We start from the raw sequence: 12692 nt of genomic DNA, 5'->3' as shown, positions 1-12692 counted from the left end.
GCTCGCTACCGAGCCAAATGAGAGAATAAGCTGAGAGATACGCAAGTTGCCAGTGGCGCTTGGTTGGAGGGTTTTCTTTGGGCGCTGTTGCTTCCCCTAGTGGCAAACCCCCCTGGCTGCGGGCCAAGGCCCCCCAGCGGGTGGGATCCGTCAAACACCTATTGCGGGACTTAGGCCTGAACACCGTCTGTGAAGAGGCCTCTTGTCCCAACCTAGGAGAATGCTTTGCCAACGGCACTGCCACCTTTTTAATCATGGGTCCAGCCTGCACGCGCGCCTGCCCCTACTGCGACATCGACTTCACCAAACGGCCTCCGCCTTTGGATCCCACTGAGCCGCTGCGGGTGGCGGAAGCCGTGCAACGGCTGGGGTTGCGCCATGCCGTGATTACCTCCGTCAACCGGGACGATCTCCCCGATGGGGGAGCCAGCCAGTTTGTTGCCTGCATTACCGAAATCCGCCGCCGCATGCCCCAGACGACCATCGAGGTCTTGATCCCAGATCTGTGCGGCAACTGGCAGGCCTTGGAGCAGATTCTCGCTGCCCGCCCCACAGTGCTTAACCACAACACGGAAACCGTGCCCCGCCTCTACCGGCGGGTGCGCCCCCAAGGGAACTACGAGCGCTCCCTCAAGCTGCTGGAGTTGGCGCGGCAGTGGGATCCCGGCCTCTACACCAAGTCAGGAGTAATGTTGGGTCTGGGGGAAACCGCCGCAGAGATTTTGCAGGTCATGCAAGATCTGCGCCAGGTAGGGTGCGACATCCTTACTCTTGGCCAATACCTGGCTCCCAGTCCCAAGCACCTGCCAGTGGAGCGCTACGTGCCCCCGGAGGAGTTTGACCACTGGCGACGGGTGGGAGAAGAGCTGGGCTTTTTGCAGGTGGTGTCCTCCCCGCTTACCCGCAGCTCCTACCATGCCGAGGCTGTCCAAGAGCTGATGCAGCGCTTTCCCCGCCCAAGAACTCCCCTGGGAGGATAGGCCGACCGTTTGCCTCAACGGGACGGACTCCTGGCGGGGCTGGCTCTTTGCCAACGGTGGGAAGGCACTTAGCAGCGGCAGTTTTGCAAGCTGGTCAGCTGCTGCGCGGCAGCCAGCCAGTGGCCCCAGGGAGAAGCCCCAGCCCAGACAGAGGAGGATTTTCTACGCTAGAGGGATGCGGTAAGATTGAAAAGTGAAGAGATAGGAGGGGCAGGCGGTCGCGTCCTCGCTGTCGCCACTAGACAGCAGGATGAGGAAAGTCCGGGCTTTCAGAAGAACACACCGCTGGGGAAAGCCCAGTGCGGGAAACCGCGAGGATAGTGCCACAGAAACATACCGCCGATGGCTGGGTCCCAGCACAGGTAAGGGTGCAAAGGTGGGGTAAGAGCCCACCAGCAGCGTCGTGAGGCGCTGGCTCGGTAAACCCCGGTGGAAAGCAAGGCCGCAGCTGCAGGATTATGGCTGTTCTTCGCCCCTGTCAGCTGCACCGAGGTCACGGTACTCAACCAAGCAGTTGGGGAAGGGTGGTCTCGGTGGTGGTGAGCCGCTAGAGGGTGATGGTAACATCACTCCCAGAGAGATGACCGCCAGTGGGGACTGCTCCTTGGAGCACCCCACTACAGAACCCGGCTTACAACCTCCTCATCTCTTCTCTTTTTTTAGCCCCGAGGAGATTTTTTTCAGGGCGGGCTGGAGGCCTGCTTCATGCCCGTCAGGGCTGCCATCCACAGCTCTACACAGGCTTGCAGGAGAGCGGGGACGCTGGGGCAAGACATACCTTTGTCCGCTGGGTTAGACGAGGGCTGGTCGGTGTTGCTGCAGGGCAAGCCAGCAGTAACGGCCAGCAGAGCTGCCCCTAGAATCATCAAGTGGAGAGTCCCAGCAGCTGCATGAAGGCGCTCAGAGTCGATTGCCTGTAGGTCTGGGCTGGGGATCTGTTTCAGGTAGTTGTAGAGCTGCTCTTGTGCCTGCAGGAAGCCTGCTCTCAAGGCACGGCGATGCTCCTCGGAGTAGGAGCCTGCTTCTCCCACCAACGAGCGCACCAGTTCAGGGTTATCGGCTAGAGCTTGGAAGCAGGTTTGGACATAGCGGAGGAGAATGGCCTGCAGCTCAGCGCTCTGGAAGGTGGTGGGATCCGCTGGAAGGGGTAAGTCGGCAACACCGGAGAAAACTCCCAGCTCAGCGAATACAGCTAGGAGCAGCCCCTGCTTGCTGCCAAAGTGGCGAAACAGGGTTACTTCATGAACCCCGGCCAAGTCTGCAATTTGCCGAGTGGTCGTCTGGGCAATGCCCTGACGGACGAACAGCTCTCGAGCTGCCTTCAGCAGCCTTTGCCGGGAAGAGGGACGTGCCATGGTGGGTGATGGGGTAAGGAGCCAAGAGAAGATCCTGAAGATGAAAAGCAGTCTGCAAGTATCACTTGCACTTGGGGTGAAATATCGTTAAGCTTAACCTCAGGCGAGATACCATCGGCCACTCTTTTGCTCTCTTGCTTCTAGCCGTCTCCCTTGCTGAGGCTTGCACCGGTAAGGGAAAGAGGGATTCAGCGCATTTCTTAGCGCTGGAGAAAAGCGGCTTTTGCATGAGAAGCAAGCGTGCAAGGAGCGATTGAACTCTGCCCTACTTTTTTCTCCACCTTGAGGTTTGTCTAGTTCATGACTGTCTCCCTTTCCCCCAATTCCTTGGGCAATCCTAACGACCCTGTTCCCTTGATTCAACCTGAGTCCCGGAAGCCTTTTCGGTTTGCTTGGGAGTTCGTTCTTTTTTTCATAGTCCTCCACAGCGTTGCTTTGGTGGGTGGCATTCTTTTCTTCTCCTGGTCTGCCTTGGGAGTAGCCCTATTTTTCCACTGGTGTTTTGGCAGCTTGGGGATTTGCTTGGGGTATCACCGCCTTCTCAGCCATCGCAGTCTCCAGGTGCCCAAGTGGCTGGAGTATGTCTTTGCTACACTTGGTACCCTGGCTCTTCAAGGAGGGCCAATCTTTTGGGTAGGTGGCCATCGCCAGCACCACGCGTTTACTGAGGACGAGGAAAAGGATCCCTACTCAGCCAGCAAAGGCTTTTGGTGGAGCCACATGCTTTGGCTAATCTACCAGCGAGAAGAGTTCTTCAACCCTGAGAAGTATTTTGCCTTTGCGCCAGACTTGGCTCGGGATCCCTTTTACCGCTGGCTGGACAAGTATGGGCTACTGCTGCAACTGCCGCTAGCTGCTGGGCTCTATCTGGTGGGGGGGTGGCCGTTTGTTATCTACGGCATCTTTGTACGGACGGTGCTGCTGCTGCACTGCACCTGGTTGATCAATTCAGCCAGCCACTTCTGGGGCTATCGAACGTTCGAGAGCAACGACAATGCCCGTAACCTTTGGTGGGCTGCTCTTTTGACCTACGGCGAAGGCTGGCACAACAACCATCACGCTGATCCAAAGTGCGTAAAAGCAGGCTTGCGTTGGTGGGAAATTGACATGACCTACTGGGTCATTTGGCTGCTGGCGCAGCTAGGCTTGGCCCGTAAGCTGCACCTACCAGCTCAGAGTCAGTAACTTCCCGAGGCGCTTCTGCTCCAAAACTTTTCCAGCTAAAAAGTAGGCCAGGGATCCTTATCTAGGATCCCTGTTTCGCCCACCTAGGACACTAATCTTCTAGGGGGCTATACTGCCATGGCCCATAGTGGTCAAGAATGCGCTGAATTTGCTCTCTATCAGCCTCTGGTGCTTGGTAGATGTGCAGTGCCTCAATTTGGCTAGCAGAGTAGTCAAAGGTGGGATCTTTTCTCCATTCCAGCTGCGTTTCTACGCCGGGAATGCAAGCCAAGTGGGCAGCCAGCTCCCGATAAACCATCAGGGGCATGGAGGCATACCGAACGGCATAGCGCTTCAGTCCAGCAGGAACCACAACGGTTACCTCATTAGTTCTGCTTCCTTACTTGGATAACACAGTTTGCTCCCAGGGAGCTCTTAGGGAGGAGGAAACACTTTCTGGCGGACATCCTCAGCAAAAGTTTCCACGGCCTCTCGGATTACCTGTCTTAAATTGGCGTAGGCCTTAGCAAAAGGCGGGATTCGCTCACTTAAGCCCAGGAGGTCATGAGTGACGAGGATCTGACCGTCGCAGGCAGGGCCGGCTCCAATTCCCAAAGTTGGGATCTGGAGTTGCCGGGTAATCTGCGCGGCTAAGTCCGCCGGCATATGTTCCAGGACTAGGGCAAAAGCTCCCGCTTGCTCTAGGTTCAAAGCTTCCTGGCACAGCCGCTCTGCCTCTTCCGGTGTTTTTCCCTGCTGGCGGTAGCCCCCCAGCTGGTGTTTAGCCTGGGGTGTGAGGCCAATGTGGCCCAGAACGGGGATCCCTCGCTGCACCAAAAAGGCAACCGTTTCCACCATAGCGGGGTAGCCCCCCTCCAGCTTCACCCCATTGACTCCCGCTTCCTTGATTAGCCGGCCTGCCGAGAGGAGAGCCTGTTCTTTGTGGACTTGGTAACTCAAAAAGGGCAGGTCAGCCACCAGAAAGGCCCGCACTACCCCCCGGCGCACCGCCTGGGCATGGTGGATCATCTGTTCCAGCGTCAAGGGCAGGGTGCTACTGTAGCCCAGGCTGGTCATGGCCAGGCTGTCGCCCACCAGGATCAGGTCAATCCCAGCCTGATCCAAAATCTGGGCTGTGGCGTAGTCGGCAGCCGTGAGGGCCACCAGCGGTTGACCTATCTGCTTAGCCTGGCGAAAGTGGTGAATGGAAAGGGCAGCCATATCTCCATGATCTCATTGCAGGGGCCGCCTTCTGGACTAGCTACACTCCGCAGGCGCCCCCCTCTGTCCGTAGGACGGTCGCGGTAGCAGGGCGGAGGGCAAGGATCGGCGGGAATGCAGCTGTGGTAATGCATAACTCCAATATGACTCAAGTCCTGCCTATTGCTTGCAAACTCAAGGTTTCTAATGGGTAAGCGGGACAGGGCAGAGAAAACTTCAACCTCCCCGCTATTAGGAAGTTCATGCTTAGTTTAGCCAGGAGAGAAACCGTCCAGTGAAAGTATTCGGGACTGGCTTTCCCCTAAGCCGCAGCAATGCCGCTGGAGGAGAGGCAGACCCTCCTGGTGCGAGGGTGATGGGGGGCTGGGCGTACTGTAGCTGGCTTGCTACCTACAGGGCTACCCTTTGCCTCGGCGGGGCGGGGTTCTTGAGCCGGCACTCTCTGTTCGGCCCACACAGGATAGCCTGTTTGTCGCTAATATGTTGTTGTGATGGATAGATGGAAGGGTGACAGAGTGGTTGATTGTGGCGCTCTCGAAAAGCGTTGTGGCCGTGAGGCCACCGTGGGTTCGAATCCCACCCCTTCCGTGGTTACTCCTCCTACGTTGCAAGCCCAACTGCATCCCCTCATTGGGCGCCTTGCGGAGGCGATTCTGAGCACTTGGGGATCCCACCTCGCCTTGACCCCCTATGACCTGCCCGAGGATCTGGGCTACGTGGAGGGCCGCCTAGAAGGCGAGAAACTGCAGATTGAAAACCGCTGCTACCAGGGGGGGCCCTTCCGCAAGTTGCACCTGGAGCTGGCCCAGGCTGGCCAAAGCCTGGACATTCTCCACTGTGTCATGTTTCCTCAACCGCAGTACCCGCTGCCGCTGTTTGGCTGTGACATTGTGGCCGGCCGCGGCCAGGTAAGTGCTGCCATTGTCGATCTCTCACCGGTTACTCCCACTTTGCCAGATCCCTACATCCAGGAGCTGGAAGCCCTGGGATCCCATCGCGCTCCTTTTCAGCAGCGACGGCAACTTCCCTCCTGGGGGACGATCTTCTCCCCCTACTGCCTGTTTGTGCGTCCCACTCACGAAGTCGAGGCCGAGCGCTTTTTGCACTTTGCCTGCCGTTACCTGGAGCTGCACTGCCAGCTGGCGCACCAGATCCCCCCGCAGACGGATCCCAGCCAGATTATGGCGCACTACCAAGGGCAGCAGCGCTACTGCAGTCAACAACAGCAAAACGACCGCACCCGCCGCGTTTTGGAAAAAGCTTTTGGCCCCGCCTGGGCCGAGCGCTACATGAGCACCGTCCTTTTTGACTTGCCCCCCAGTCCTCTGTAGATCTAGGGCCATTCGCCTCAGGGGGACGGTGTCCTTTCTAGACGGGTTCCCCTTGCAGCCGCCGTTGGATGCTCAACGCCAATTTCTGCCCCAGCAACTCCGGCAAAGTTGGGGCTGCCTCCGGGCCTAGCAGGTAGAAGATAAAGCGCACCCGTTTGCGGCGGAGCAGCAAATTGAGGTTAACAACGGTCAAATCCTCCTGCGCCAGAGCGGTCATTACCCGGTAAAATACACCTGGCTGGTTGTCCACCTCCACTAGTAGCGTGGGCAGGTGAAACAGGGGGTCAAGATAAAAAGAAACCTGAGTGTCCTTTAGAGCAGCCTTGAGATCAAACTCCAGCGCCAAGGTTTCATGAACAGGAAACACTCCTGCCAAGCACTCGTGAATGGCCCGTTCTAGGCTAAGTTTGGTTTGGGCAGAAAGGCTGTGCCCATCCCGCGAGACAGTGACCCGGATAAATACCAAGTGGGGTGCGTAGATCTGCCCGTAGAGATGGATGCTGTGCACTGAGAGATTGAATGCCGTGAGCACCCCAAACAGATCGCTGAGCAGAGAGGGGCGATTGCGGTAAGCTAGACAAACCAGTGTCTTACAGCGCTCGTCCTGCATCTGCACCACTGCCTTGCGAGTCTGGTAGAGGGCATAGGCCAGACGCAGGTTTTGCACCTGAACCTCGCTGCTGACAAACTGGCTGTAAAAAGGCGGAAAGCTCTGGTTAAAGCGCCGCATCAGAGCTGTTCGCGTCAGGGGGACGGAGCTCTTGCCAGGGTTGACCTTGAGTAGATGGGGATCCCCAGCTCCCCCTCCTTGGTCCACCTTCCGCTCCCCGGCCGGCTCGAGAGAAGGTGGGGTGCCCTGTTCTGGTGACTGCTCGGCTACCATTCCTCTCACCCCTTGCATGGCCACTTGACAAAGAACACAGCTTAGCTCCCTCCCCTCGTGCAGAGCTTTGCCAAGGATACGAAGTGCGCGTTCAATTCTTCTCCTGTTCTATCCCAGGGGATCGAGGGGGGCATCAAACCCCTCATCAGGGGGGCTGCCCGTTAGCGGGTGATCCTAGACTAGAAAAGAACTGGCTTGCCCAAGCCAAGGGGTAGGGCAGCCGTTTTCGTTTCCCCAGGCAGGAACTCCCGTGAACAGGACCGCTACTGATGCCCAGCTGCTGGATCCCGCCGGAAGCTGGTGGGATCTCCACATCGTTGCCTCCCCTGTTCAGGAGGACCAGATCTTTTGGCGGCTGGAGAGCTTTGGCTGTCAAGGCATGGCCAGCCAGGCTCATGACGAAGGCCAAATCAGCATTCATGCCTACTTGCCCTGCTCCCGCGCCACCCTCTTGGACTTGGCAGCTCTGGCCCTGCGCCTGCGGCAAGATGCCCTCGTAGCTGGTCAGCCCCTTCCCAAACTGCGCTGGGAACGCATAGAGGCGGAGGACTGGAGCAGCAGTTGGAAGCAGCACTGGCAGCCCCAGTGGGTCGGGGACAGGTTGCTTATTTGTCCGTCTTGGCTGGATCCACCTCCCCACCCCGGTCGTCTCCTGCTGCGGCTGGATCCGGGCATGGCCTTTGGCACAGGTACTCATCCGACCACCCAGCTTTGCCTGGAGGCCCTGGAGATGCGCCTTGGGGGGGGTGCTGGGGGAGTCACAGTGGCCGATGTGGGCTGTGGTTCGGGCATTTTGTCTGTGGCAGCGGCTCTCTTAGGAGCCAAGCGGGTTTATGCCGTGGATGTTGACCCGCTGGCGGTGCAGGCCACGCTCCAGAACCGGGATCTCAACGGCCTGACGGATCGCATTGTGGTGGCCAAAGGTAGCCTGGAGCACATTCCCGAGATGGTGGAGGGGCTGGTGTGCAACATTCTGACGGAGGTGATCCTAGACATGATCCCGCAGTTTGGCCTGGTGGTGAAAAGAGGGGGCTGGCTCATCCTCAGCGGCATTCTCCTGGAGCAGGCCAAGCTGGTTACGGAGATGTTGGAGGCCCACGAGTGGTTGGTTGCATCCCTTTGGCGACGGGGGGAATGGTGCTGTCTGAACGCACGCACAATTTAAGTTCTCTGCCCCGCCTAGCCATCGATCCGGCCCAACGGGATCCCGCGGGCGGGCTCCATTTAAGTAGCTCACAGCGGCACTACCTGCAGCGGGTGCACCGCCTCCGGCCAGGGGATCCCTTTTTGGTTTTGGATGGCTCCGGCAAGCTGTGGCTAGCCCATTGGCAGCCCCAGAAATGCCAGATTGCAACCGAGGTGGAGGCGCTGCCGCGGGAATTGCCCGTTTACCTGCATCTGGGCTTGGCAGTGGTCAAGGGGCTGGGGTTTGATGAGGTGTTTCGCCAGGTTACTGAGCTGGGGGTAGCCCGCATTACCCCTTTGCTGACGGAGCGCACCGTGGTAGAGCCGGGATCTGGGCGGCAGGAACGCTGGCAAAAAATTGTGCGGGAGGCAGCAGAACAGTGTGAGCGGCTGCACTGGCCCCAAGTTGACCCGCCTACTTCCTGGAGCCGCTGGCTGGCCGAGCTAAGGGCCAACTGGTGGGGTATAGCCGTCGCCCGCCAGGACGCCCCTCTGCTGCTGCAGGTCCTACCGCAACTGCGGGATCCCGTGGTGGCACTGGCTATTGGCCCAGAAGGGGGCTGGACAGAGAGCGAGCAGCGCCAGGCGGAAGCCTACGGCGGAGTGCCTGTCTCCTTGGGCCCGACAATCCTGCGATCCACCACAGCAGCTGTGGCCGCTGCCAGCCAAGTTGCCGCCTTCTATGCTAGTTTGAGCCGAGGCTAGCTCGCTCTACCCCTCGGCAGCAGGAACACGGTTGCCGATATGATGGCATTGACATAAACCCTTGGGGGCCCAAGAGGAGCCAACATGGAGAAAATCCAGGCGGTGCGGGGCACCCGCGACATTCTGCCGCAGGAGGTGAGGCTGTGGCAACAGGTGGAGGCCAGGGCCCGCGAGATCTTGGGGCGGGCCAACTACCAGGAGATCCGCACCCCCATTTTGGAGTTAACGGAGCTTTTTGCCCGCAGCCTCGGCGGCGCCACTGACGTGGTGGGCAAGGAGATGTTTTCCTTTAGCACTCGCGGCGAGCAGGAGGTAAGCCTGCGCCCTGAGAACACTGCTGGTGTGGTGCGGGCCTATATCCAGCACGGGCTGCAGATGGCAGGCGATGTGCAGCGCCTGTGGTATTGCGGGCCCATGTTTCGCTACGAGCGTCCCCAAGCGGGGCGGCAACGCCAGTTCCATCAGTTGGGGGTGGAGCTCCTAGGCAGCCGGGATCCCCGCGCTGACGCCGAGGTCATTGCTCTGGCTTGGGGGCTGTTGCGGGCGGTGGGGGTGGAAAACCTTACCCTGCGGCTCAACTCCCTCGGGGATGGGCAGGATCGGCGGGCCTACCGCCAAGCCCTAGTGGACTACTTCACCCCCTTGAAAGAGCAGCTTGATCCCGACTCCCAGGAGCGCCTCAGCCGCAACCCCTTGCGCATCCTTGACAGCAAGGATCCCCATACCCGCGCCCTTGCCGAGAAAGCGCCCAAGCTGCCCGATTACCTCAGTGCTGACTCACGCGCCTTCTTCGAGCAAGTGCAAGCCCATCTCAAGGCCCTAGACATCCCCTATGAGCTGGATCCCTACCTGGTGCGTGGCTTGGACTACTACACCCACACCGCCTTCGAAATTGTCTCGCCCGAGCTAGGAGCCCAGAGCACTGTCTGCGGGGGCGGGCGCTACGACGGCCTGGTGGAAGAGCTGGGCGGGCCGCCAACCCCAGCGGTGGGCTGGGCTATTGGCCTGGAGCGGCTGGTGTTGCTGCTGCAAAAAAAGCAGCCAGAGGGGGTGGCAGGGCCCCTAGACGTCTACGTGATCTCCCGCGGAGCCAAAGCGGAAGCTCAATCCCTTCTCGTTGCCCAGGCCCTGCGCCAAGCTGGTTTTTGCACCGAGCTGGATCTAAGCGGCAGCCCCTTTAGCAAACAGTTCAAACGGGCTAGCCGTAGCGGCGCCACTTGGGCTGTGGTGCTGGGAGAGGCGGAAGCTGCGGCCGGGGAGGTGCAGCTGAAGCACTTGCCCACAGGACAGCAGCAAACCCTCCTGCAAGCTGAGCTGGTGAAGTATCTACTCTCCCAAAGGTGACTGCGCAATGCTGAGTTTTTGGGTACGGCGCGATGGACAAGAAGAATGGCAGCCAGTACCAGCCGAGGGAGCCATTCTGGAGGAGGACACTTACACCATCCTGGCCCGTTGTCCCCAACCCTACTTCACCATTACTGTGGAAGTTCACTACCGCCCTTTGACAGCAGAAGATGAGGGAGCTCCAGCGGAGGCGAAAGCCTCAAAGAGAGCCACCTCGCTCCTGCAAACCCGTTCGGTGCGCACCAACGAGGAGGGGATCAGCCTCATCTTGCCGGCCACCCACCTCTCCCCTGGTTTCTGGGAGCTGCACTGCCGCGATGCCGATTTGATAGCTGAGCTGTTTGGCGAGACGGAGCTAAACAATTGTCTGCGTTTCCAGGTCGTACCCGCCCCAGCTCAGTCGGAACCAGCAGCACCCTCGGTGGTCCAGCCAACGGAGCCCGAAGCTTCCACTCAGACCCAAGAGGCTGCCGTCCCCCCAGAGCTGTTTTCCCTCCTGCACAGCGACCTGGAGGGATCCCCCCAGGAAGTGCTGGTGTTAACCGGGCGAATTGGCTGTAGCGGCGAACTCCAGGTGCAGCTTTGGCAGGAAGGGAACCAGGATCCCCTTTTCCAAGGGCGACGGCAGATTCAACTCCCAGGGCAAGCGCGAGCGGCAGTGTTTAGCCTTCCCCTTACCCTGCCAAGTCAGCCGTGGGCGCGTCCTCTGCGGGGAGAGCTGCGCCTCACTCCCTCCTCTGGGCAGGCTTCAGAGCCGCTCACGATTCCTTTTTCCATCCGCTGCCGCAGCCAAGAATCCCTTGCCTCGGAGACCCCCCTCCCCCAGCAGCACCAAGAGGAAGACAGGTTGACGGACGTTGCCACTCCTGCCTCGACCACAACCCTGCTTTCTCCCGAGCGAACTTTGCAGAAGTTGTTGCGCATCTGGCAGGGCAGCCCCCCAGCTCCCCGCCCGGCTCAGCCGGGAGAGCTGCCTGCCGACACCGTACCCCCAGCTGAGGCCCAAGCCGAAGCAGAGGCAGTGCCTCCTTCCTCCCTTCCGCCCTCCCCCTCACCTGAGCTGCCCAGCGAAGAGGCTGTCCTGCCAGTCCCGCCCGCGCTACCTTTGCCGGTTACTGAGCAGAACCCAGAAGCCTTGCCCCTAGGAGTGTGCCCAGCGCCACAGCTGCTGGTGCCCGAACAACTGCGGGCAGGTGACAATTTCGATGTAGTGCTGCGTTTGCCGGCCTCGGTCAATTCTGCCAGTGGCTCGACCTCTCAGCCTCCTTTGTGGATTAAGTTTTGGGTCAAGCACGGCCGCACCCGCTCGCTGGTGGATGGCCCCCGCTGGTTGCTGGACTTCTCTCGCGATGACCAGGGACGGTGGCAAGCCCTCACCCGTATGACCATTCCCCCCGGCGTCCCTGAACTCATCTTCGAGGCTTGGGCCGTCAGTCCGGATCGCCAGCAGCAAAGCGACCGCGTGACGGAGCGCCGTTCTATCCTGCCTTAGGGATCCCTCAGTCTTGGGCCGAGCGCACCATCAGCACAGGGCAGCCGATGTGCACCCGCACATAGTCGGAGATGGAGCGCCCCAGCAGCCGATCCAAGTCGGGGATGCTGCGGGCAATGCTGGGCCGGCGATCCGGGGATCCCATCACCAACAGGTCGGCCTTGCTCTCTTCCGCCAAGCGGACGATCTCGGCGCCGGGATCGCCGACCGCTGTAAACACCCGGTGGGGAATTTGGCGGCTTTTGAGGGTGGCAATGGCTTTGTCTATAACCTCGTCCCGGCCTTGGGCGTCGGCATCCAGTTGTACCGAGGCCAGAAAAATCTGGGCTCCCGGGATACCGGCAACCAGATCCAGGGCTGTGGCAAAGGCAGCCTGGGCGGCAGGGGAGTTGTTGAGGGCCACCATGACGTGGCTGGGGTATTTGACGTAGGCGTCGTCTTTAACCAGCAGCATGGGGCAGGAGGCGAGCTGGAAGACGTATTGGCTGACCGAGTTCTGCAAAATGGCCATGATGCGGTTGCGCCCGCGGGATCCCATTACGATGAGGGGATTGGGCAGGGACTCGGCCACCTGCAACACCACCACCTTGGGATCCCCTTCCACCAGTTGGGTACTGATCTTTAGCCCAGGCCGCGGGGGAAAACTCTGCAGCGTCTGGGCCAACAGCTCCTGCCCCTTTTGCCAGGCAGCGCGCATGTCCTCAGCAGAGGTCTGGGAAGGCACCGCATGCAGCAGGGTTACGTGGCACTGGGCAAAGGCCGGCAAAGATAGCAGCGTGTGCACCATTTGCTCGGTGGGGCCGCTGCCGTCGATGGCGGCAACGATGTTTTCAAAGCGAGGCATGGAACCTGTTCTCCAGGCCAAGGTTTGCCAAGTCTCATCCTAGATCTGCCTCTGCCGATCCCTGTTGCCGCGGCAGATACCCCGCAACATTTTGTTGAGTTTTAGTAACTTAGCCACACATAGCCGGTGAAGCCGCCGCCGGCATTGGTGTTGCGGCCTGTTAAAAACTGAAACCCCCCGAGCCCCCG

Annotated in this window: 12 protein-coding genes, 1 tRNA gene and 1 other RNA gene; 9 read left to right on the top strand and 5 right to left on the bottom strand. The window is 59.8% G+C overall.

The genetic code is table 11. The annotated features are described in order from the left end of the window. The first annotated feature begins 77 nt into the window (after nucleotides 1-77). Together lipA and rnpB are read left to right on the top strand one after the other, a co-directional pair. The gene (lipA, locus tag NW822_RS07230) at nucleotides 78-980 is read left to right on the top strand and encodes a lipoyl synthase (protein WP_414359687.1); all 903 of its coding nucleotides are present in this window, start codon (nucleotides 78-80) and stop codon (nucleotides 978-980) included. 202 nt (nucleotides 981-1182) lie between these two features. After that, an RNA gene (gene rnpB, locus NW822_RS07225) (RNase P RNA component class A) lies at nucleotides 1183-1630 on the top strand. A gap of 30 nt (nucleotides 1631-1660) precedes the next feature. On the opposite strand, the gene NW822_RS07220 is transcribed toward rnpB, so the two are convergent. Next, nucleotides 1661-2335 (bottom strand): TetR/AcrR family transcriptional regulator, encoded by a 675-nt coding sequence (locus tag NW822_RS07220; protein WP_414404001.1) that lies wholly within the window; start codon nucleotides 2333-2335, stop codon nucleotides 1661-1663. Nucleotides 2336-2635: 300 nt separating this feature from the next. On the opposite strand from NW822_RS07220, the gene NW822_RS07215 reads away from it, so the two are divergent. Further along, nucleotides 2636-3520: an acyl-CoA desaturase gene (locus tag NW822_RS07215; protein WP_414404000.1), complete on the top strand. Its 885-nt coding sequence runs from the start codon at nucleotides 2636-2638 to the stop codon at nucleotides 3518-3520. 91 nt (nucleotides 3521-3611) lie between these two features. Here the strand turns inward: NW822_RS07215 and NW822_RS07210 are convergent, their stop codons facing one another. Further along, on the bottom strand, nucleotides 3612-3872 hold the full coding sequence (locus tag NW822_RS07210; RefSeq protein ID WP_414359680.1) for a hypothetical protein: 261 nt from the start codon (nucleotides 3870-3872) through the stop codon (nucleotides 3612-3614). Nucleotides 3873-3934: 62 nt separating this feature from the next. Next, entirely contained in the window at nucleotides 3935-4720 is a 786-nt protein-coding gene (panB, locus tag NW822_RS07205; protein ID WP_414359678.1) for a 3-methyl-2-oxobutanoate hydroxymethyltransferase, read from the bottom strand. Nucleotides 4721-5221: 501 nt separating this feature from the next. Here panB and NW822_RS07200 point away from each other — a divergent pair. After that, nucleotides 5222-5308: transfer RNA gene (locus NW822_RS07200), tRNA-Ser, on the top strand. Further along, on the top strand, nucleotides 5308-6051 hold the full coding sequence (locus NW822_RS07195; protein ID WP_414404092.1) for a phycocyanobilin:ferredoxin oxidoreductase: 744 nt from the start codon (nucleotides 5308-5310) through the stop codon (nucleotides 6049-6051). The genes NW822_RS07200 and NW822_RS07195 overlap by 1 nt, the downstream gene beginning before the upstream one ends. Nucleotides 6052-6088: 37 nt before the next feature. On the opposite strand, the gene NW822_RS07190 is transcribed toward NW822_RS07195, so the two are convergent. Beyond that, nucleotides 6089-6934, bottom strand: a complete 846-nt coding sequence (locus NW822_RS07190) for a hypothetical protein (RefSeq protein ID WP_414403999.1) — start codon at nucleotides 6932-6934, stop codon at nucleotides 6089-6091. 250 nt (nucleotides 6935-7184) lie between these two features. On the opposite strand from NW822_RS07190, the gene prmA reads away from it, so the two are divergent. The 4 genes from prmA to NW822_RS07170 all read left to right on the top strand — a co-directional run bounded on the left by prmA (nucleotide 7185) and on the right by NW822_RS07170 (nucleotide 11660). Next, entirely contained in the window at nucleotides 7185-8099 is a 915-nt protein-coding gene (prmA, locus tag NW822_RS07185; protein WP_414403998.1) for a 50S ribosomal protein L11 methyltransferase, read from the top strand. Next, nucleotides 8069-8824 (top strand): 16S rRNA (uracil(1498)-N(3))-methyltransferase, encoded by a 756-nt coding sequence (locus NW822_RS07180; RefSeq protein WP_414403997.1) that lies wholly within the window; start codon nucleotides 8069-8071, stop codon nucleotides 8822-8824. The genes prmA and NW822_RS07180 overlap by 31 nt, the downstream gene beginning before the upstream one ends. An 84-nt stretch (nucleotides 8825-8908) precedes the next feature. Continuing rightward, on the top strand, nucleotides 8909-10168 hold the full coding sequence (gene hisS / locus NW822_RS07175; RefSeq protein ID WP_414403996.1) for a histidine--tRNA ligase: 1260 nt from the start codon (nucleotides 8909-8911) through the stop codon (nucleotides 10166-10168). Between the two features lie 7 nt (nucleotides 10169-10175). Further along, a complete protein-coding gene (locus NW822_RS07170; RefSeq protein WP_414403995.1) occupies nucleotides 10176-11660 on the top strand; it encodes a hypothetical protein in 1485 nt (494 codons plus the stop codon). Nucleotides 11661-11667: 7 nt separating this feature from the next. On the opposite strand, the gene NW822_RS07165 is transcribed toward NW822_RS07170, so the two are convergent. Beyond that, entirely contained in the window at nucleotides 11668-12504 is an 837-nt protein-coding gene (locus NW822_RS07165; protein WP_414403994.1) for a universal stress protein, read from the bottom strand. Between the last annotated feature and the right edge of the window lie 188 nt (nucleotides 12505-12692).

The organism is Synechococcus sp. H70.2 (assembly GCF_047462275.1).
Lineage (GTDB): Bacteria > Cyanobacteriota > Cyanobacteriia > Thermostichales > Thermostichaceae > Thermostichus.
Note: the sequence above shows the minus strand (reverse complement) of the source record. Positions and strands in the feature narration are given on the sequence as shown.

Excerpts from the sequence above, each read along its gene's own strand:
- NW822_RS07220 (WP_414404001.1), bottom strand. The coding sequence starts at position 2,335 with ATGGCACGTCCCTCTTCCCGGCAAAGGCTGCTGAAGGCAGCTCGAGAG.
- NW822_RS07215 (WP_414404000.1), top strand. The coding sequence starts at position 2,636 with ATGACTGTCTCCCTTTCCCCCAATTCCTTGGGCAATCCTAACGACCCT.
- panB (WP_414359678.1), bottom strand. The coding sequence starts at position 4,720 with ATGGCTGCCCTTTCCATTCACCACTTTCGCCAGGCTAAGCAGATAGGT.
- NW822_RS07190 (WP_414403999.1), bottom strand. The coding sequence starts at position 6,934 with ATGGTAGCCGAGCAGTCACCAGAACAGGGCACCCCACCTTCTCTCGAG.
- NW822_RS07180 (WP_414403997.1), top strand. The coding sequence starts at position 8,069 with ATGGTGCTGTCTGAACGCACGCACAATTTAAGTTCTCTGCCCCGCCTA.
- hisS (WP_414403996.1), top strand. The coding sequence starts at position 8,909 with ATGGAGAAAATCCAGGCGGTGCGGGGCACCCGCGACATTCTGCCGCAG.
- NW822_RS07170 (WP_414403995.1), top strand. The coding sequence starts at position 10,176 with ATGCTGAGTTTTTGGGTACGGCGCGATGGACAAGAAGAATGGCAGCCA.
- NW822_RS07165 (WP_414403994.1), bottom strand. The coding sequence starts at position 12,504 with ATGCCTCGCTTTGAAAACATCGTTGCCGCCATCGACGGCAGCGGCCCC.